Source organism: Halobacillus litoralis, from assembly GCF_020524025.1.
Lineage (GTDB): Bacteria > Bacillota > Bacilli > Bacillales > Halobacillaceae > Halobacillus > Halobacillus litoralis_D.
The window spans coordinates 713,674-734,185 of record NZ_JAIVKN010000002.1; the positions used below are offsets into that span (position 1 = coordinate 713,674).

At 40.9% G+C, this 20,512-nt stretch carries 19 protein-coding genes; 8 read left to right on the plus strand and 11 right to left on the minus strand.

The window, feature by feature from the left end:
* Positions 1-16: 16 nt before the first annotated feature.
* The 3 genes from LC036_RS10015 to LC036_RS10025 form a co-directional block, all read right to left on the minus strand.
* Positions 17-604: a biotin transporter BioY gene (locus LC036_RS10015; protein WP_226581686.1), complete on the minus strand. Its 588-nt coding sequence runs from the start codon at positions 602-604 to the stop codon at positions 17-19.
* A gap of 124 nt (positions 605-728) precedes the next feature.
* Positions 729-1,226: a carboxymuconolactone decarboxylase family protein gene (locus LC036_RS10020; RefSeq protein WP_226581687.1), complete on the minus strand. Its 498-nt coding sequence runs from the start codon at positions 1,224-1,226 to the stop codon at positions 729-731.
* Positions 1,227-1,300: 74 nt separating this feature from the next.
* Positions 1,301-3,580, minus strand: coding sequence for an ATP-dependent DNA helicase (locus LC036_RS10025; RefSeq protein ID WP_226581689.1), 2,280 nt, complete (start codon positions 3,578-3,580; stop codon positions 1,301-1,303).
* 180 nt (positions 3,581-3,760) lie between these two features.
* Here LC036_RS10025 and LC036_RS10030 point away from each other — a divergent pair, with 180 nt between their 5' ends.
* The 3 genes from LC036_RS10030 (at position 3,761) to cysK (ending at position 6,366) form a co-directional block, all read left to right on the plus strand.
* Positions 3,761-4,693 carry an SGNH/GDSL hydrolase family protein gene (locus LC036_RS10030; RefSeq protein ID WP_226581691.1) on the plus strand — a complete coding sequence of 311 codons (933 nt, stop codon included), beginning with the start codon at positions 3,761-3,763 and terminating at the stop codon, positions 4,691-4,693.
* Between the two features lie 18 nt (positions 4,694-4,711).
* Positions 4,712-5,344, plus strand: a complete 633-nt coding sequence (locus LC036_RS10035; protein WP_226581693.1) for a YpmS family protein — start codon at positions 4,712-4,714, stop codon at positions 5,342-5,344.
* 92 nt (positions 5,345-5,436) lie between these two features.
* Positions 5,437-6,366, plus strand: coding sequence for a cysteine synthase A (gene cysK / locus LC036_RS10040; RefSeq protein WP_226581695.1), 930 nt, complete (start codon positions 5,437-5,439; stop codon positions 6,364-6,366).
* A gap of 99 nt (positions 6,367-6,465) precedes the next feature.
* Here cysK and LC036_RS10045 read toward each other — a convergent pair whose 3' ends face one another.
* A complete protein-coding gene (locus LC036_RS10045; RefSeq protein ID WP_226581697.1) occupies positions 6,466-7,077 on the minus strand; it encodes a trimeric intracellular cation channel family protein in 612 nt (203 codons plus the stop codon).
* Between the two features lie 324 nt (positions 7,078-7,401).
* Between LC036_RS10045 and LC036_RS10050 the strand changes: the two genes are divergently transcribed.
* The 3 genes from LC036_RS10050 (at position 7,402) to LC036_RS10060 (ending at position 9,763) form a co-directional block, all read left to right on the plus strand.
* Positions 7,402-7,923 carry a helix-turn-helix domain-containing protein gene (locus LC036_RS10050; protein ID WP_226581699.1) on the plus strand — a complete coding sequence of 174 codons (522 nt, stop codon included), beginning with the start codon at positions 7,402-7,404 and terminating at the stop codon, positions 7,921-7,923.
* A 95-nt stretch (positions 7,924-8,018) separates the two neighbouring features.
* A complete protein-coding gene (locus LC036_RS10055; protein WP_226581701.1) occupies positions 8,019-8,720 on the plus strand; it encodes a YqjF family protein in 702 nt (233 codons plus the stop codon).
* 86 nt (positions 8,721-8,806) lie between these two features.
* Complete coding sequence (locus LC036_RS10060) at positions 8,807-9,763, plus strand: ring-cleaving dioxygenase (RefSeq protein ID WP_226581702.1); 957 nt, start codon at positions 8,807-8,809, stop codon at positions 9,761-9,763.
* 93 nt (positions 9,764-9,856) lie between these two features.
* Here LC036_RS10060 and LC036_RS10065 read toward each other — a convergent pair whose 3' ends face one another.
* Entirely contained in the window at positions 9,857-11,806 is a 1,950-nt protein-coding gene (locus LC036_RS10065) for an aconitate hydratase (RefSeq protein WP_226581705.1), read from the minus strand.
* Positions 11,807-12,144: 338 nt separating this feature from the next.
* Between LC036_RS10065 and LC036_RS10070 the strand changes: the two genes are divergently transcribed.
* Together LC036_RS10070 and LC036_RS18495 are read left to right on the plus strand one after the other, a co-directional pair.
* Positions 12,145-13,392 (plus strand): helix-turn-helix domain-containing protein, encoded by a 1,248-nt coding sequence (locus tag LC036_RS10070; protein WP_319004456.1) that lies wholly within the window; start codon positions 12,145-12,147, stop codon positions 13,390-13,392.
* The gene (locus LC036_RS18495; protein WP_264188233.1) at positions 13,389-13,511 is read left to right on the plus strand and encodes a hypothetical protein; all 123 of its coding nucleotides are present in this window, start codon (positions 13,389-13,391) and stop codon (positions 13,509-13,511) included. The genes LC036_RS10070 and LC036_RS18495 overlap by 4 nt, the downstream gene beginning before the upstream one ends.
* A gap of 142 nt (positions 13,512-13,653) precedes the next feature.
* Here the strand turns inward: LC036_RS18495 and LC036_RS10075 are convergent, their stop codons facing one another.
* The 6 genes from LC036_RS10075 to LC036_RS10100 all read right to left on the minus strand — a co-directional run bounded on the left by LC036_RS10075 (position 13,654) and on the right by LC036_RS10100 (position 20,173).
* A complete protein-coding gene (locus tag LC036_RS10075; protein ID WP_226581709.1) occupies positions 13,654-15,060 on the minus strand; it encodes an MBL fold metallo-hydrolase in 1,407 nt (468 codons plus the stop codon).
* A 147-nt stretch (positions 15,061-15,207) separates the two neighbouring features.
* Positions 15,208-15,717 (minus strand): DUF6933 domain-containing protein, encoded by a 510-nt coding sequence (locus LC036_RS10080; RefSeq protein ID WP_226581711.1) that lies wholly within the window; start codon positions 15,715-15,717, stop codon positions 15,208-15,210.
* Between the two features lie 93 nt (positions 15,718-15,810).
* Positions 15,811-16,527, minus strand: a complete 717-nt coding sequence (gene treR / locus LC036_RS10085; RefSeq protein ID WP_226581714.1) for a trehalose operon repressor — start codon at positions 16,525-16,527, stop codon at positions 15,811-15,813.
* Between the two features lie 17 nt (positions 16,528-16,544).
* Positions 16,545-18,230: an alpha,alpha-phosphotrehalase gene (treC, locus tag LC036_RS10090; protein ID WP_226581716.1), complete on the minus strand. Its 1,686-nt coding sequence runs from the start codon at positions 18,228-18,230 to the stop codon at positions 16,545-16,547.
* Positions 18,231-18,253: 23 nt separating this feature from the next.
* Positions 18,254-19,663 (minus strand): PTS system trehalose-specific EIIBC component, encoded by a 1,410-nt coding sequence (gene treP, locus LC036_RS10095; RefSeq protein ID WP_226581718.1) that lies wholly within the window; start codon positions 19,661-19,663, stop codon positions 18,254-18,256.
* Positions 19,664-19,684: 21 nt separating this feature from the next.
* Positions 19,685-20,173 (minus strand): PTS glucose transporter subunit IIA, encoded by a 489-nt coding sequence (locus LC036_RS10100; RefSeq protein WP_226581720.1) that lies wholly within the window; start codon positions 20,171-20,173, stop codon positions 19,685-19,687.
* Positions 20,174-20,512: the final 339 nt, after the last annotated feature.

The window sequence follows — 20,512 nt, forward strand, 5'->3', positions numbered from 1 at the left end:
GGCTGCGGATCTTTTTTTATGCGGCCTGACGAAGCTGCGTGCGATGCAGGAGAGTTCTCTCCAACCGAATCGCAAAATAGGCAGCTGCTACAGCGAGAGCGATATCTTTTATTAAGAACGGCACCATACTGGACCATGCCAAAGTAAAGCTTATACCTTCTCCACCAGCCCAGAAATTAAGCGCAAAATAAAACAAATTCACTCCAATAAAATAATTAATAAATATACCAGTAAGTGCTGCGATTATATATCGTGGCAGGTTCCTCTTAGACTCAGCAATCTTCCCTACAAAATAAGCTAAGATAACATAAGATACAATAAATCCAAATGTCGGTGACAACAGTGTTGAAATGCCGCCGCTAAACCCTGCAAAAATAGGAGCCCCGGCTAAACCAAGTAATGCATAGACGAAAACAGAGAAAAATCCCAGTCGGCTTCCTAAAATCAGACCTGCTAAAATGGCAAAAAAGGTTTGCAGCGTTAAAGGAACACCCAGCACTTGCAGGAATGGTAAGAACGCTGTGATGTTTGCACCAATAGCCATTAAGGCCACAAACAGACTTCCAATAGTAATATCGTAAGCGGATAAACGTGATCGTTTCATTCCATTTTTTCCTCCCTTTTCTTTTCTATTATTTAACATACTGGAGTGAACTTATAAATGTCAACCATAAAAATTATAGGTTAACAAAGAAGGAGACACGCTTTCATGTCTCCTTCTTTCTGTCTTACAACCCTAAACCAATGGATATTTGATTGGTATAACTTGTGTAGGCTATTGTCTGGTTGAGCTCCATGATTTGCTGTTCATCAAAACCCTGTTTTATTAAACGCTCTACATCCTCTTTACTTACCTCAACGGGCTTCGCTGTCAGTCGTTCTGCATAAATTAAAGCAGCCTTCCACTCGTCACTCATGGTGGAGGAAGAATAATCCTGCAGCCACTGTAAAACATCCTGCCTCTCTATATGAGCTTCCAGAAGCTGCGCATGACTTTTCGTACAATATTGGCATCCATTTTTCATCGAAACGAAGGTAATAACCGCTTCCCTTAAACCTTCCGAGAGGCTGGTGTTTTTAACCGCTTTTTGTAATGGCAGAAAAGCTTCATACGTTGATGGATCATTCGCCAGCAGACGGTCAAATAAGGTGGCCGGCTGTGGTACGTCACTTCTGATATCTAATTCTTTCATCTTCTTTTGTTTTATAGGGCGGATCCAAGTCATATCATTCACACTCTCACTAATTATTTGGTTATGATCACAACGTTTTTCGGCAATTTATTTCCCAGGTAATCAAACTAATTTAAAATTCGATAATTTCCCCAATCATCAGGAAGAAGCTGCTGATACTTTTTAGAAAGAAATCGATCATCAACGAGTTGAATGGATCCATAATCGTCTTCTGATCGTATCAATCTCCCACCTGCCTGAAGGACTTTATTCATTCCAGGGTACACATAAGCATAATCATAGCCATTTCTTCCTTTTCCATTAAAATAATTTTTTATTAATTCTTTCTCGAAACTACGCGGTGCTAGTCCAACACCAACTACAGCGACACCGTTTAATCGATCTCCCTTGAGGTCCACCCCTTCTGAGAAAATTCCACCAAGAACGGCGAACCCGACCAAATTACCTCCCGGTGAGAATTGAGAAAGAAAATCCTCTCTACGATCTTCATCCATCCCCTTTTCCTGCATCACAGCATCTACATCAGTAAGACGGCAAAAATGATGATAAATCATTTCCATGTACTGGTACGAGGAAAAGAAGAATAAGTGGTTGCCTTTATGATTCATTACCTGGTTGGAAAGACTTTTGGCTAAATCAGGTGCTGTTTGCTCCCTGCTTTTAAAGCGGGTGGATAAAGGATTAATGGTGAAGTCAATCTGTGATGAATCATATGGAGAAGGCAGCTGCAGAATATAATCCTTATTCGTGCCTCCCAGCATTTCCTTGTAATAGGAGAAAGGAGACAATGTAGCAGAGAAAAAGACACCGGAACGGAAAGCTTTCGTCGTTTCCTTAAGGACGTGAGAAGGATCCAGACAGAAGAGTTTAAGCTTAAAGTCATGGTTCTCAAGCTTCTGTGCGATATAGCGATAATGTTCATCCACATGTTCCAATATCCTTAAAAAGTTCTGCGACTCAAAATATAAGTCAGCAAGAGCCTTCGTCTGGTCCCCCTCCCTGTCCTCTTTCAAAACAGGTTCTGCCACAGCAATAAAGCGCTCAATATTTTCTTCCAATTCACCTGGAATTCCATCAAGACTGGCTTCCCTTCCTGTGAATTCCGACAGGCGGTTCAGGTCTGCTGCAACAGCTTGCGCTGCTTTTTGTATAGACTCATCTTTTTCATGCCATTCTTCGCCGACTGCTTGGAAAGCACTTCTATGAATGGCAGCTGAGTACATTTCCCTCGAACGTTCTACGAGGTTGTGTGATTCATCCACTAAAAGTGCGGTTCTTTTTTTACGGTCTGGTAAAAGACGTTTCAGGGAGACTCTCGGATCATAAATGTAATTATAATCTCCTATAACAACATCGACAACATCCGTGAGATCAAGGGAAAACTCAAAAGGGCAGACACGGTGCTTCCGTGCATACTGCTCGATAACCGGCCGGGTCATCTGGGTTTCATTCATTAAGATATCAACGACCGCTCCATTAATTCGATCATAATACCCGTCCGCAAACTCACAATATTCCGGCTGGCAGATCGTCTCCTCCTGAAAACAAATTTTATCTTTCGCTGTCAGCGTTACAGACCTTAATTGCAGACCGATATCTTTCATCCGCAGGAGTGCCTCTTCCGCCGTTGCCCTTGTAATGGTCTTGGCAGTTAAGTAAAAAATCCGCTCCATATCTTCCAACAGGAGAGCTTTAATAGCCGGAAATAACGTAGAGATGGTCTTCCCAATTCCTGTCGGTGCCTGCGCGAACAAGTTTCTTTTTTCTTCGATTGTCCGATAGACACTTCCTGCAAGCTTCCGTTGTCCATCCCGATAGCTTTGAAATGGAAATGCCAAATCTGGGATACTCTTATCCTTCTGCTTTCGAATATGCAGAAGAATTCTGGCATATGACAGGTATTCTCCGACCGTATCCTTCATAAATTCGGCAAGTTCTTCATAGGTATATTCATGTTGCAGTCTCTTTTTTTCTTTGGTTCTTTTTTGAACATATGTAAGTTGAACTTGAATCTTTTCAAGATTTTCCTTTGCCGCATACATAAAGGCATATCCTTTTACCTGCGCCCAATATACAGGATGCGTTAAGTCATCAATCTCATCCAACTCTCTTGCAGTCGATTTTATTTCATCGATGACTGGACCTTCCGGAGTCTGCAGTAAACCATCACACCGCCCTTGAATCGTAAGGTTTATACCCTCCTGCTGATACTCATACTGAAGAAAAACTTCCTTTTCGTCGCCTTCAACGTACTTCTCTTGTACTTCCTGATGGATGGCTGTTCCCTCTACTAAAGCTGTATTCGTCTGGAACCGCTCATCTATACTGCCGGTTCGATAGACATAAGAGACAAGTTCACGTACAGATATTGCTATATTCTCATTCATCATTAGCCTCCTAAAGGAATCTATTCAAACAAACATGACCCTCATCTTCGTATCCGCTCTTTCGTATGTCTATTGTATAACGTTCATGATATAATTGTGGATAAAACTTTTCCATTTCCCAATAAGTGAAAACCACATATAATAATATATAGATGAGAACCCTTCAGGAGGGATTAGACCGTGAAGAAATGGAGATGGGTTGCATCCGCTTTACTCTCCTTCATTATTGCTTTTTTCATTATAGCAGCGTTTGTTTATACACCCGAACAAAACAATACAAGCCAGCCGAAGCCTCCTGAAACGAATGAAAAGGCTGAAAACGTTCCTGATGAAGATAAACAAAAGAACCAGGAAAATCCTGAATCGGAAGAAGACTCAAATGGAACGGAAGACGCCACCTTGGGGGAAGGCCTGCGAGATGTGTTTACAAGCGTCATTGAAAGTGCTCGTGGTTTGTTTCTTAAAGAAGATCTTCAAATTGTAGCTGTGGGAGATTCGCTCACACAGGGAGTCGGAGATAAAACAGATAACGGCGGTTATATCGGAATTCTAGAAGACACGTTTCAAAGTAATACAGATGCAGATACGCTGGAATTGTTAAATTACGGAAAGCGCGGCAATCGAACCGATCAGCTGCTTAAAAGATTAGATGAAGAAGAAATATCCAAATCACTAAGTAATGCAGACTTAGTCCTCATTACAATTGGAGCAAACGATGTGATGAAAGTGGTCAAAAATAATTTTACAAACTTGAATTATGAAGACTTCGCCGAAGAACAAAGAGAATATGAAGATCGCCTTCACCAGATTATACAAAGAATACAGCGTTTAAACCCAGACGCCCCTATTTATCTAATTGGTCTATATAATCCATTTAATCAATATTTCAATAACATTCCAGAACTTGGACAAATTATGGAGGATTGGAATGTAACGAGTAAACAGGTACTGAAGGATTATGACAAAGCGACCTTCATCCCTATTCGTGATGTGTTTGAAGGGGAAGAAGAAGAGCTTCTGTGGGAAGAAGATCACTTCCACCCAAATGAACGAGGCTATAAGAAAATGGCCGAACGTGTATTGGAGTACATCCGAAAAGATATTGAACAATAACACAGGTGGAATGCAATGATGAAACGTTTACTGTTAAATAATAAATGGCGGACATCCTTTTGGATTCTCGCACTGGTTAACCTTGGGATTATCGCCTGGTTGGTGGCTCTGGTCTTTCTGCCCAGTTCTTACACCATTGTCAATGTGGAACAGAAAAAAGAAAGCTCCGATGCTGAATTCACCATCGTATCTACTAAAGAGAACATGGAACAGCTGGCAAATGAGTATTTGTCCGAGTTGTCGACACAGACCGTTTTCGACTATTCCGTCTCTCTAGATCGAAAGGTTACTTTGGCAGGGAATATCCGCGCGTTCGATCAGGTCATTCCTATTAAAGTAGAACTCGAACCCGTCGTTCAGGAAAATGGTGACCTCGTATTAAAGCAAGAAAAAATTTCTCTAGGGCAGCTGCCCTTACCTAACAAAAAGGTTTTGGAATTTGTAAAAGATAATTACAAGCTGCCTGAATGGGTTGTCGTAAATCCCAATGACGAAAACATTTATGTTGCCGTTACTCAAATGGAAACGGCGAGTAACTTTAATGTTAAAGTGGATCGTTTCAATTTAAATTCAAATCAACTTGCTTTTAAGATTACAGTACCTAAAAACTCATTCCAGTTTGCACAAAAGATGGTGGAGGATAATTTTTAATTTCATCCGTGCCTGTGCGTGATAGGTGAATGAAGCCGGCGCTTTATGATAAAATTATACCAATAGTCCTATTCTAAAAGGAAGTGACCTACATGCGTGTTGTAAATAATATATCTGACTTAATCGGGGATACTCCCTTAGTGAAATTAAACAGAGTGGCTCCTGAAGGTGGAGCAGATATCTATATGAAGCTCGAGAAATATAACCCAAGCGGAAGTGTCAAAGACCGCGCGGCATTCAAGATGATGGAACAGGCCGAACAGGACGGTCTTTTAAGAGAAGGTTCTACAATTATTGAGCCTACCAGTGGAAACACAGGGATCGGCATCGCTATGAATGCGGCTGCCAGAGGTTACCGCGCAATCCTCGTGATGCCGGATACGATGACCCAGGAGCGTATTAATCTCCTTAAAGCTTATGGAGCAGAAATTGTTTTGACACCAGGCGATGAAAAAATGCCTGGAGCAATAGCTAAAGCAAAAGAACTTGTGAGCGAAATTGAAGGAAGCTTTATGCCGATGCAGTTTGAAAACATGGCCAATCCTGATGCTCACCGTCATACAACCGCAGCTGAAATCATTGAAGCAATGGATGAACTAGGTAAACCTTTATCCGCTTTTGTTTCTACAGCCGGTACTGGTGGAACGATTACTGGCACTGGAGAAGAATTGAAAAAACGCTACAAAGACTTGACGATTCATGTGGCAGAGCCGCACGGGTCCCCTGTTCTTTCTGGTGGAAAACCCGGAAAGCACAAGTTAGTAGGGACAAGCCCCGGCTTCATCCCAAGCATTCTAAATCAGGATATCTACGACGAAATCTTCCAAGTAACGGATGAAGATGCTTATGACATTACTCGCCGTCTCGCTCGTGAAGAGGGACTCCTTTTGGGAACTTCATGCGGAGCTGCCTGCTGGGCGGCTATACAAGTAGCAAAACAAAGAGAACCTGGAGAGGTTATTGTCTGCATGGCGCCGGATACAGGAGAACGATATCTTTCTGGAGATCTTTTCCGCTTTTAAGAATAAACGTTTCCTTAATTGAATAAACAGGTTTCTCTGCTTAAGAAGCATGGAAACACATCCATCTATAAAAAGGAGTCCGGTTTCCCGAACTCCTTTTTATATTCGATATAAATCCCTGAACCTTAAATGCCACCCTAAGTGGAAAGATGATACACGAAAGATAATAACAAGGAAAAACAAGAGATATGTCTGAAAGAAGCTTTGAATATCTACAGCCCCAACCCCAACAGCCAGACCAGTCAGCAGAGCCCAAACGGCATAGATTTCCTGATGGAGCACCATCGGCCTTCTCTGTGCCAGCACATCACGAGTAACTCCCCCTCCCACTCCTGTCAAGACAGCTGCAAAAATCACTCCGCCTAATGGGAAGTCGTTTGCCATCGCAAAAGATGCGCCCTGTAATGCGAATGCGGATAACCCCACTGCATCAGGATAAATATTCCATCTATCCCATGCCATCACCCAGGTTTTTGGGAAGAAGTAAACAATGGCAATCGTTCCAACTGCTACATAAAACAGATATCCCTGTTCCCACACGTGCACGACTGGAACATCAAGAGCGATATTCCTTATAATTCCTCCAGCAAATGGAGTCGCAATCCCTAGAATAAATGTTCCAAATATGTCGTACCTCTCGTTTAACGCTACAATGGCTCCGCTAAAGGCAAAAGCGCTCACTGCTAATATGTTCAATATTTCCCACGTCATCTTCTGCCTCCCCCTCTTCATGTATCTTTTTCTATAAATTTTACTCTACTCTCTTTATCAAGCTGTGTAATACTAAGTCATTTTCACTTTTAATCTTTCAACTTGAATGATTATATCAGATTCTTCTCTTTCATAAGTATGAAAACTTCACCCTTTTTTGATAAAATCAATGATATCAGTTGAGTACCTAGTAAAAATTATGGTTAATTCTCTTTTTCGAGCTAAAACCTATAAGATTGTTATAGTATTCAATCTCGTTATTGGAATTACCATAAGGATATCCCAACGTTGAGAAGAATGATTAAATAGGATGTGAACAGGAATATGAGAAGATGGCTCATTAATATCAGGAAAGAACAACAACTTACCCAACAGCAAATTGCCGCTGGTGCACACATTGATCGTTCATATTACGCACAAATAGAAAATGGGACGCGGAACCCAAGTGTGGCCGTTGCTTCTCTAATCGCCTCTTATCTGCATATCAAACCCTCGCTCTTTTACTCAGAGCATTTAAGCGAACCGTTCGAAACCGCACTTGAGAATTCCCCGATTACAATTGCTCACTGTGACCTTGACCTCCGGTACACATGGATGTTCAACCCTCACCCTGACTTTAAAATGAATACAGTTATCGGAAAACGAGATGAGGATTTAGACTACAATGATGGCATCCAAGAGTTGATGAACTTAAAGGAGCAAGTCATATCAAAAGGAGTTACGATAAGAAGAACTATAGCATTTCCCCTTTCAGAAGGATTGATTAGATATGACGTCTTCGGACAACCGCTTTATAACACAGACGGCTTGATTATTGGTGCGGCTACAGCAGCTTCAAAAAAATAACCTTTCTTTTCAGTTAAAATCTCCGGCCTATTCGAGTGAATAAAACGTGTATGATCCTTCTCTCACTAGGGTAAAACAAAGGAGAGGTGATACCTATGAAACGCAACCATTGGATCATGCATCAAGACTGGGAGGATCTCGTTTTTATGCACTGGCCCATCCCAGCCAAAGCTCTGCGCCCGTTTATCCCCCGCGCGTTAGAAATTGATGAATATGACAATACAGCCTGGATCGCTATTGTCCCTTTCCGCATGCGAAATATCCGCTTTAGAGGGCTACCACCTATCCCTTTTAACAATGAGCTGCTGGAACTAAACGTAAGAACCTATGTAACTTACAAAGGTGTCCCCGGAGTCTATTTCATTACTTTAGATGCCAATCACCCTCTTGGGGTTTTTTTAGCGAGAAAAGCATTCGGTCTTCCTTATGTACATGCAAAAATGCGTATGAAACAAAGCGATTCACATATCCATTTTACAAGCTGCCGCACTCACAACGGCTATCCTCCTGCCCATTTTCATGCTGGTTTCCAAACGATATCGGACCCCATGCATGCCCGGCCGGGATCATTGCTTTACTGGTTAACTGAACGCTATGCACTCTGGGTCGTGCGTGGATCCAGTGTTTATAAAGGCCCTATCCTGCATAGTCATTGGAGACTGCAAAAGACTGAGGCGGATATCTCTGTCAACCACTTGGTGGACTTCCTTCCCCCTTCCATATTTAAGGAAGAACCAATCACTTACTACTCTAAATCTTTACAGACGCGTATCTTCCCTTTTGAAAAGCAATCGTAAAATCTTTTTTGAAACACCACTATTACCCGCCATTAGAAAAATTCCAGTTCTAGTTTTATTGATAGCTAATTTGAGGAGGAACGACTATGCAGTTAAAAGGAATACATCACGTTTCTGCCATAACAGCGAACGCAAAAAACAATTATGACTTCTATACAGAAGTTTTAGGAATGAGATTAGTAAAGAAAACGGTGAATCAGGACTCTCCTTCCATGTATCATCTTTTTTACGCTGATGAAAAAGGTCGTCCTGGTACAGATTTAACCTTCTTTGAAATACATCGTGCCGGCAACACCTACCCCGGCACAAGAAGTATATCCACCACCTCTCTAAGAGTTAAGAGTGATGAGGCTTTATCTTACTGGGAAAACCGTTTCGAAACATATCAAGTTGAAAAAGAACCGATAAAAGAAAGATTCGGAAGGCAGACGTTATCATTCAGAGATCCTGAAGGACAGCGTCTCAGGCTGGTTTCCGATGAGACTAATGAAGGGGTTCCGGCGGGGAGACCTTGGTCACACTCTCCCGTTCCGGCATCTTATGGGATCCTGGGCTTAGGCCCTATTCATCTTACTGTAGCTAACCTTGGTAAAACAGAAGAGGTTTTAACAGAAGTACTGGGCTTCCGTAAGAAAGGAACCTATGAAGAGTGGTCTGTCTACGAAACTGGCGAAGGAGGAACAGGTGCAGAGGTCCATGTTGAAGAAAGAACAGATATGCAGCCTGAGAAACCAGGCAGAGGAAGTGTCCACCACACAGCTTTCCGGGTTGCAGATGAGAACGAGCTGAAAAAGTGGAAGGATATTATTGATGCCTCCGGCTATCCTAATTCAGGATTAGTGGATCGCTATTATTTTAAATCCTTATATTTCAGGGAAGCCAACCACATTCTTTTCGAATTAGCAACGGACGGACCCGGATTTGCAACTGATGAAAATCTGCATCAACTCGGTGAGACCTTGGCACTTCCACCTTTTCTTGAACCTAGAAGAAAAGAGATAGAAGACCGCCTTTCCCCTCTGGACACCAAAAAGGACTTCTGAGGAAAATCACTAGGATTCACTTTCTATACAGCAGGTAAGCTGAACAGAAAATAACCCGCCACCGCTATACTTTATAGCGGTGGCGGGTTATGCTTACGAATTCAATCGATCTTTGACCCAGTTTATAAGGCCGCCTTTCTGCATAATTTCTATTTGACGGTCAGAAAGAGCGTGCTCCAATTTTAACGTTTTCCCCTTATCCTTCACTTCCACCTCAATCTGTGGAGATTTTTTAATCTTATCTCGTAACCCTTTAAACACAAGGACATCCCCTTGGTCCAATTCATTTAAATCGTTCGGATCAGTAAAAGTAAGAGGAAGAACACCGAAGTTCGCAAGGTTCTGCCAGTGGATTCTAGCGAAATCCTCGACGATTGCGACTTTCATACCTAAATATTTAGGTGCAAGAGCAGCGTGTTCACGACTTGAACCCTGCCCGTAGTTCGCACCAGCCACCACAGCATGGCCGCCTTTATCTTTTTGTTCTATCGCCCGGTCATAATAAGTATCGTCAACGATTTCAAACGTGAATTTACTAATTTCAGGCAGGTTACTTCGATAAGGAAGAACTCTAGCGCCACCTGCCAAAATTTCATCCGTGGATATATCATCACCCATTTTCAATAAGATCGGCAGTTCCAAATCATCAGGTAACTCTTCCATTTCAGGGATGGAAGCAACATTTGGTCCTTTCACAAGATCCACTTGTTTTGCATCATCCAATGGCAATGGAGTGTCCAGCAACTTCGTATCTACTGTCGGCTTGTCTAATTCTTGAACAGACGGATAGTCAAAGCCAGCTTTTCTCGGGTCTGTAATTTCACCGGATAGAACGGAGACAGCCGCTGTTTCTGGACTACATAAAAATACGCTGTCTTCTTTAGTTCCAGATCTTCCCGGAAAGTTCCTCGGCGTAGTTCTTAAGCTGTTTCTACCTGTCGCAGGAGCCTGCCCCATTCCTATACATCCATTACAACCGGCCTGATGAAGCCTCCCACCCGCTTGCAGGAAGTTAGCAATATGACCTTCTTGGGAAAGATCAATTAACATCTGCCTTGAAGTAGGATTCAGGTCAAATGATACACCATCCGCAATATGTCTTCCTTCAACAATTTTGGATGCAATTGCAAAGTCTCTATATCCGGGATTGGCTGATGATCCAATATACGATTGATAAATAGCCTCCCCTTCCAATTCTCCCACAGGTACAACGTTACCTGGACTGGAAGGTTTCGCTACCATTGGTCCAATCTCTGACAAGTTCAGTTCATCGTGGACATCATACGATGCACCATCATCTGCTTTCAGTTCAACCCATTCATCTTCACGTCCCTGGAGTTTCATAAAGCGTTTTGTTTCCTCGTCAGAAGGAAATACGGTGCCTGTTGCGCCTAATTCTGCTCCCATATTGGCGATAACATGACGATCCATAGCCGTTAGGTTTTTAAGTCCTGGACCATAGTATTCAAAGATGTGATTAACACCACCCTTCACGCCATGTCTGCGGAGCATTTCTAAAATTGCATCTTTAGCACTTACCCAGTCAGGGAGAGATCCAGTTACTTTTACCCCCCATACTTTAGGCATTTTCACATAAAAAGGTTCTCCTGCTATGGCCATCGCCACATCAATTCCTCCAGCTCCCATAGCAAGCATTCCCATACATCCGTTTGCACATGTATGACTGTCAGAACCCAGCAATGTCTTTCCCGGTTTAGCCAGTCGCTGCATATGAACAGGGTGGCTGACTCCATTTCCAGGACGGCTGAAATGCAATCCGAACCTTTTGGCTGCACTCTCCAAAAAAAGGTGGTCGTCAGGGTTCTTGCTGTCTTCTTGAATTAAATTATGATCCACATATTGCGCAGAAGCTTCTGTTTTTGCACGCTCAATTCCCATAGCTTCCAACTCCAGCATGACCATTGTACCTGTTGCATCCTGGGTAAGCGTCTGATCAATTTTCAAACCAATTTCTGACCCAGGAGTCATCTCTCCTTCGACTAAGTGGTCCTTAATTAATTTCTGTGTGACATTATAAACCACACTTATTCCTCCTTATTATCGAGTGATCGATGTACCTCATGATGATGATACATTTACTATTCAAACATTACCCTTTATGCCTTGAAATTACTCATATTATCCATTTATATCCTAATATCATCCATAATCCAGCACCACCTGTGAAAGTCACCATTGCAAATCCATCTTAAAGGGACAAAAATTTCATAACTTGGGAAACTATCTAAATTTGTTGAAAATAGTAGGACGAACATGTATTCTAAATATAGATTTAAAAGAGGAAACACTCTGACAAATCGACAGTTGATCAACTAGGTGTGTGAAAAATGGAATATGGAAAAGTACTTCGATTCCATCGAGTGAAGCAGGGGTTAACTCAAAACCAGTTAGCTGATGGAATAATCTCGCCAGCGTATTTGTCGAAGATTGAGAATGATCAAACCGTTCCTGCATTCGAAGTCCTGGAACTTCTGTATGAACGTCTTGGACTTGATTTTCATGATTCTTCTTACAACCATCCTTCTAAAGAGAAGTTAAAAGGATGGTATGAGATGATTGTGTTTAAGCACAAAGAAGAAGCTAGAAAATTGAAGGAAGAACTCATTCAACAAAAAGACATGCTGAATAATCACCATTTGTATATCTTTTACGAACTGTTTCGCATTCGCCATCTCCTTTTAGAAAACGAGGTGGAGAAGGCTTATGAAACTTGGAGAAATATCAGGCAGCATGAGGATACATTTGATGAAGAGATGGAGTATTATTTTCACCTGACTTCGGGACTTGTATGCTATTACAAAGGTGATTTTGAAGAATCCTATCTAGAGTTGATGGAAGCAAAAAATTACAGTATATCTATCAATATAGAGGACTGGGAGAAAAGTGACCTTTACTACCTTCTGGCGCTAAGTGCAAGTCAAGCCAATAATATATCAGCTTCTATCTTCAATGCTGATCAAGCATTAACCATTTTTCAAAAACAATACAACTTATTAAAAAGCGCAGATTGTCACATTTTATTAGGGATCAACTATGGAAGATTAAAGAATTATGGGAAAGCACTTGAAAACTATCATCTGGTTAGTAAGATTGCTTCTCAGACAAAAAACTATTATCAACTTGGCTTAGTTCACCATAATATCGGTGTTATTGAGTCACGAAGAGGCAATTTTGATTCAGCCCTCATGAATTATAAGAAAAGCTTATCTTACAGATCAGGAATAGCATCTGTACATGAGATATTCGAAACTATATATTGTTTGATTTTTGAGAACTATAAAATTGGAAATTATGATGAATGTAAAAAATGGATTGTAGAGGGTTCATCTCACTTGAACTCATCAACCAAAGAAACAACCACTGCTAAAATTCATTTAACTATCTATTCTAAGTTAATCAATGAGGATAACGATACGGGTGAATACCTTGAGAGTATCGCAATACCCCACTTCTTGGAAAAGAAACAGCATAGATTCGTCATTCGATATTCTATGATTGTTGCAGATATTTTTGAAGCTGAAAGAAGCTATAAGAAATCATCTAAATATCTTAGGTTAGCAATTGATTTATTAAATAAATACTCTAATTTAGGAGGAATGGTATTATGAAAAAACTCATTGGTTTCATTGCTATACTAGGAGTTGTTTTGTCCTTAACAGCAGACCTTTCTTATACGAATACAGCGGACGAAGCTCATCCTAGACCACTAATTGTAGATCAATTTTAATTTACGTGTTAATGTATTTTTCTATATAATTAACACCTCCCCTAATCCTATACCTATACAAACTTTCGCCTCTACTACCTTTTAGTAGAGGTCTTTTTTTATACCAAAACACGGCCTTACAAAGTAAGGCCGTGCATTTATATTAGGATTGAACCGATGTAAACTTTTCATTCCAGGATGAAAAGCCACCTTGGAGATTGAGAACACCTTTATAACCATAAGCTTGAAGCAGACTCGCTGCAATAGCTGATCTCATTCCAGACTGGCAGTGAACAATGGGGGTACGACCGGCGGGAATTTCGTCTAAACTCTCTTTGAGTTTGCCGAGCATGATATGATAAGCTCCCTCAATATGACCCTGTTCCCATTCTCCTGCATTTCGAACATCAATAATGACGTAATCCTCATGATCTTTATACTTATCGTTCAACTCTTCCGGTGTAATAGATGGATACGTCTCTAGTTCATTCGCTTCTTCTAAATCAGCTGTCTCGATATAACCGATTAATTGATCTAACCCAATTGCTTCAAGCGAGCGTTTCACATCATTTACTTTCGCTTCAGGGGCTACAACTATAATATTCTGATCGTAATTGACAATCCAGCCAGCCCAGTTGGCAAAAGAACGATTAAAAGGAATGTTGATGGTTCCGTGTAGGTGACCGCTGGCAAAGTCTTCTGATGACCGTACATCCAAGATAACGAAAGAATCCTCTAAATAATGCTCTACTTGATCCAAGGACACTTTTTTTATATTTCTTTCTTTTTCAAGAGAAGGACCTTCTTTATTTAACTTTTTCATCATAGAGAAATACTTTGGAGGTTCAGGCTGACCTTCCAGCAGGTCTTCAGTGAACTTCACTTGGTCATTATGCTGCAGAGCCCAGTTGTTTTCTTTTTCATAACCAACAGTAGAGGAAGGAACAGCTCCAAGCGATTTCCCACAAGCGCTCCCCGCTCCGTGTCCCGGCCAAACTTGCACATATTCAGGAAGACTTTTAAAACGTTGTAAAGACTGAAACATTTGTTCAGCCCCTTCGTTTGCCGTACCTTCTTCACCTGCAGATTTCTCCAACAGATCTGGACGGCCGACATCCCCCACGAAGACAAAATCCCCTGTGAGAATCCCCATCGGCACACGAGCCCCTCCTCCTTCATCAGTTACAAGGAAAGAAAGACTTTCTGGAGTATGGCCCGGCGTATGCATGACGTCAATCCTGATATTTCCTACATAAAAATGCTGACCATCTTTCACAAGTTCATGGTTGACTTCATCCAAGTATTGATACTTCCAATCGTCATTCCCTTCATCTGAAAGATATAACGTAACTTCCTTTTCATTAGCTAACTCCCTTGCTCCTGAAAGAAAGTCCGCATGGATATGAGTTTCGGCAGCTTTTGAAAGGTGAAACCCTTCTTTTTCCACTGTCTCATAATAAGGCTGTAAGTCCCTCGCAGGATCAACCACCAGTGCTTCTCCTGTTTTCTGACATGCAATCATATACGACATCTGTGCTAACTGTTCATCAAAATAAGATTTAAAAAACATAATTGAATCCCTCCAAATATTTAAGAAATCTGTTATATGTAACATACCCACACACGTATATACAAAACATAGAAATCCTTCTTATCTTCCCCTTCTTTTCATATTTTTTATGCGCAATAAAAAAGAAGCAGTCCACATGATTCTGGACTACTTCTCATTAATATAATTGATGAATGTTTCGTATGGGGTTTGGTGCTTAAGTGAATTAAAGATAAGTTCTTTATTATTATGTTCATTTACTTCCACTGCATCAATTTGGTCATAATTTTTATTCTCGATGGTATATTCAATTATCGTTTTTATTTCTGTCATCATCCCTAGAATCTTACGGCTGCTTGTTTTTGTATAGACGATCTCCTTATCAGCCTTCAATAGTTCCTCTTCCAGACTCTTATCTATTCCCAGCAATTGAAACAGCTGTCGGAGTGAACCCTTGATAACAGAATCAAAATGTTCAAACTGTGGCGTTTCCAACCCAAATAATGTGAGGTTAAGGCCCGTCGCATCGTTGAACAGGATGAGACACTTCTTGTTTTGCAAAGTCACAATATTGGCATGCCATTTATATATATCGGAGACATGTTGATACTTCTCTATATCTTGAATTGGATAATTTAATTCATTTTGTAGTTTTTTTGTTGCTCCAATAACGAACAATCTTTCCACCTCTTTAAATTGTTGACATACCTATATTTTAACGTGGAATACTAGAAAAACAAAGAAGAACCCTTATTCAGGGTCCCCTTTGTTCTATACTTTATTACGTCTTGCAAAATCAACGAATTGAAATTTATCCGGGCGATGTCGGGATTCAGTAAATTGAAAAGCTGTCGTATCGGACAAGTAGACGTAACTACGGATGACTACCACCTGCTGATGACCATTCAGATCCAAAAAGGCTTCATCCTCTTCGGTAACCGCTTCTACCACTATTTCTTTCTTAGCAAAACTGATCTCTAAACCGAGGTCCCGCTCAATATAATCATAAAGGGAACGCTCAGCTTCCTCTTTTGTCAGACTCGGAATAAGATCTTCCCGAATATAGTCTTTATCCAAAATGATTCGTTCGCCTGAGATTTCACGCGAGCGTACAAGTCTCCATAACAACGTATTCTTCTCGCAATTTAACTGTCTGCAGACATCTTCTGCCCCTTTTACCAACGTCAGCTCATGGACGTTTGTCCGAAACTCCTGCCCCATTTGATCTGCTAATTCTTTAAAGCTCGTTAAACCAGAAACGGGAAATTTAAACTTATTCCGATCCAGCACGACCGATCCTTTCCCACGTACTTTCTGAATGTAACCATTTTGGGAAAGCAGGTTTAACGCTTTTCGAATCGTCTCTCTTGAAGTATTAAACTGAGAACATAAATCATGCTCAGACGGCAGTGTTTGGCCTGCTGTGTATTGCCCTTTTTGTATGAGTTGAACAAGTTTGTTAAAAATGGTCTCATACTTATTCTTCACGATTGAACTCCTCCATATTAATGGTCAGTTATATGATAAACCACAGATTCATATGGGCGAAGCTTGACATGCTGGTAATCTTCCGAGGAATCAGAATAGTTGCTCAGCAGAATTTCAGCTTTTCTTTCTGTGTGAATATCCTCAGGAAGTGTAAATGACGTATGATCACCATAGAAGTTATTTACAACTAATAACTTCTCACCGTTCCACTCACGCAAGAAGGCAAATACCTGGTTATGATCCGGCGTCAACAGTTTATAATCACCATGGGTAATGATGTCATATGATTTTCTAAGCTCAATCAATTTCTGGTAGTGATCGAAAATGGAATTCTCTTTCTCCATCACTGCTTCCGCGTTGATTTCTTTATAGTTATCAGCCACATCGATCCATGGTGTACCATTCGTAAACCCTGCATGGGAATCTGCACTCCATTGTACAGGGGTACGAGAATTATCCCTGGATTTTTGCTTTAAGATTTCAATAATCTTGTTTTCATTTACACCCTCACCCTTAAACTCTTCATACATATTCAGAGATTCCACATCACGATAGCGATCGATATGATCAAATTTCGGATTGGTCATACCAAATTCTTCACCCTGATAAATATACGGGGTCCCCTGCATCATATGAATGGTCGTTGCAAGCATTTTACCTGATTCATCCGGGTAATTCACGTCGTCTCCAAATCTAGAGAGCACACGGGGTTGATCATGATTACACCAGAACAAGGCATTCCATCCGTTCCCTTTGTTCATTTCATACTGCCATTTAGAAAGTATCTGCTTCAACTCATGAAAGTCAAAGTCTGCGACTGTCCATTTCTCGCCATTTGGATAGTCAACTTTTAAATGATGGAAGTTAAATGTCATACTCAGTTCATTACGCTCCGGAGCTGTATACTTAATACAGTGATCTATGGTTGTGGAAGACATCTCTCCAACAGTCATTAGATCATAAGGATTAAATACCTCCTTGTTCATTTCCTGCATGAATTCATGAACACGCGGACCATCTGTGTAAAATTTGCGCCCATCTCCCGGGGCAACGCTCCCATCATCATTAGGGAACTCTTGATCTTTAGAAATAAGATTGATGACATCCAGACGGAAACCATCCACCCCTTTTTCCGCCCAAAAACGCATCATGGAATAGATATCTTCACGCACCTGCTTATTCTCCCAATTCAAGTCTGCCTGTGTTACATCAAACAAATGCAGGTAATACTGGCCTGTTTCCTCATCGTACTTCCAAGCATTCCCTCCAAATTTAGATTTCCAGTTCGTCGGTTCTTCACCATTAACAGGGTCTTTCCAAATATAGTAATCCCGGTAAGGGTTATCCTTGGATTTCTTGGATTCCTGGAACCACTCATGCTCTGTTGATGTATGATTAACAACAATATCCATGATCAGTTTCATTCCACGTTGATGAGTTTCTTCTAATAAACGCTCAAAGTCCTGCATTGTTCCATATTCATCATGAATGTCATAGTAATCACTAATGTCATACCCATTATCGTTCTGCGGAGATTTATACATTGGAGTAAGCCAGAGGACATCGACTCCAAGCTCCTTTAAATAATCTAGTTTTTCAATGATTCCCTGGATATCACCTACGCCGTTTCCTGTCGTATCATTAAAACTCTTCGGATAGATTTGATATACGACAGCTTTTTTCCACCAAGGTTGTTCAATCATTGTAGCACCACCGTTTCAAATTTTTATACGTCTTTCTTTCGTTTTGCATAGAGGTATGTTCCAACCAGCGGAAGGACAATAACGATTACCATACCGACTGCAAAATCGAACCAATATTCAGCTACGATGGAGAAAATACCCGGCACACCACCTACACCGATAGAGTTTGCTAACACTCCTTGAGCAGAAATATAAAGGCCTGCAATTGCTGAAGAACTAATTGCAATGATAAACGGATATTTAAACCGCAGATTGACACCAAATAAAGCCGGCTCAGTTATTCCTAACCACGCAGAAATACCTGAAGAAAACCCAAGCCCTTTTAATTTATCGTCTTTGGAAGCAAGCCAGATCGCAAAGGCGGCTGAACCTTGCGCAATGTTTGAAAGAGCAAGCATAGGCCACAGGAAGGTCGTACCTGTGCTTCCTACCAGCTGGATATCGACAGCAAGGAAAGTATGGTGCATACCTGTAATAACGAGAAGACCATACAAACCGCCATAAATAAATCCGCCCAGCCATGCAAATGTATCAAATACAGAAACTAGTCCATCTGTGATCCAGTTACCAATAGCAAACGTAATTGGTCCAATAATAATGAACGTTAAAAATCCAGTTACCAGCAAAGCAATAGGTCCAACAAATAAAAGCTGAACGCTGTCAGGAATTCTATTACGCAGGAATAGTTCAATCTTCGTTAATATATAGGAGGCAACAAGCACAGGTAAAACTTGTCCTTGATAACCAATTTTCTCTACCGTTAAGCCGAATAAATCCCAAGTAGGAACAGTACCTTCAGCTACAGCATCCCCATAAGCCCAGGCATTTAGCAAATCCGGGTGCACAAGAATTAAACCTATGACGATACCTAGAATTGGACTTCCTCCGAATTTCTTTACAGCTGACCAGCCAATAAGACCAGGCAGGAAAACAAAGGCGGTATTGGCAATAATAATAATCATATTAGCGATGCCTGACCATTGCGGATAAACATCAATAATGGACTGGTCATCCCAGAAAATTCCCTGCGCCGTTAAGATATTGTTAATACCAAGGAGTAAACCAGCCGTTACAATCGCTGGTAAAATCGGAATGAAAATATCTGCTAATGTCTTAATGGCTCTCTGTACCGGATTCATCTTGTCTTTTGAGGCTTCTTTTACTTCCTCTTTAGAAGATTCACCGACTCCTGCAAGTGCCACAAACTCTTTATAAACTTTGTCTACAGTTCCCTGCCCAACCACAATTTGAAATTGACCGTTCGTTGAAAAAGAACCTTTAACTGCATCAATATTATTTAACCTTTCCTGATCCACAATACCTTCATCATGTAAAGCTAATCGAAGACGAGTGACACAGTGAGTAGCAGCTGAAAGGTTTTCCTTACCACCGATGGCTTCAAGTATCTGCTCAGCTTGTTGCTTATGGTTCATGTTTATACCTCCTAGGTGTTTTTACTTTTTCTTAACAGTCATTAACGAGGTTTGTCCTGCATTTACAGTGGCATCTTCCGAGACGTGGACGGAAAAATCATCACTATTGGTTATGATGATCGGAGTCACTGTACTTTTTGCCTTCTCCTTGACTAATTCGACGTCAAAAGTAATCAGTTTGTCTCCTTGTTTCACCTTATCCCCCTGAGCTACATGTGCTTCAAACCCTTCTCCTTCCATAGCTACGGTTTCTAAGCCGATGTGAATCAGCACTTCTGCTCCGCTCTTCGTCTCCAAACCAACAGCATGTTTGGTGGGGAACAATTGTACAACAGTTCCTTCTACCGGGCTAAGCACGGTTCCTTCAGCTGGATCAATAGCAATCCCTTCCCCCATCATTTTCTGTGAAAAAACCGGGTCCGGTACTTCTTCCAGGGCTACCTTTTGACCTGTTAACGGTGCAGTAAGGTTCATTTCTGTATCTTTATTTCCAAACAATTTTTTAAACATATGTGTTCCTCCTTAAACGCTTTCAATATGTGTGTTTAACTTGTATATACATGATTCGAATATGATTATAATCTGTATATACAAGTTTTGCAACCGTTAACAAGCTTTCTTTATTAATGGATTCCCTTTCTCAAATATAGAAAACTACAATTGGTTATATTTTCTAAACTGTACGTCCCTTTACCATGTATCACTTGCGGTGATACGATTCAATCACTACATTAAACCTCAGGGGGTACCATGTATAAGCATGAAAGCTGCTTAAAATACAGGTGAAGACACTAAAACAAGTGGCAGAACGCCTGCCACAGGTAATGTCTAAGAAAAATCGGAGAAAAT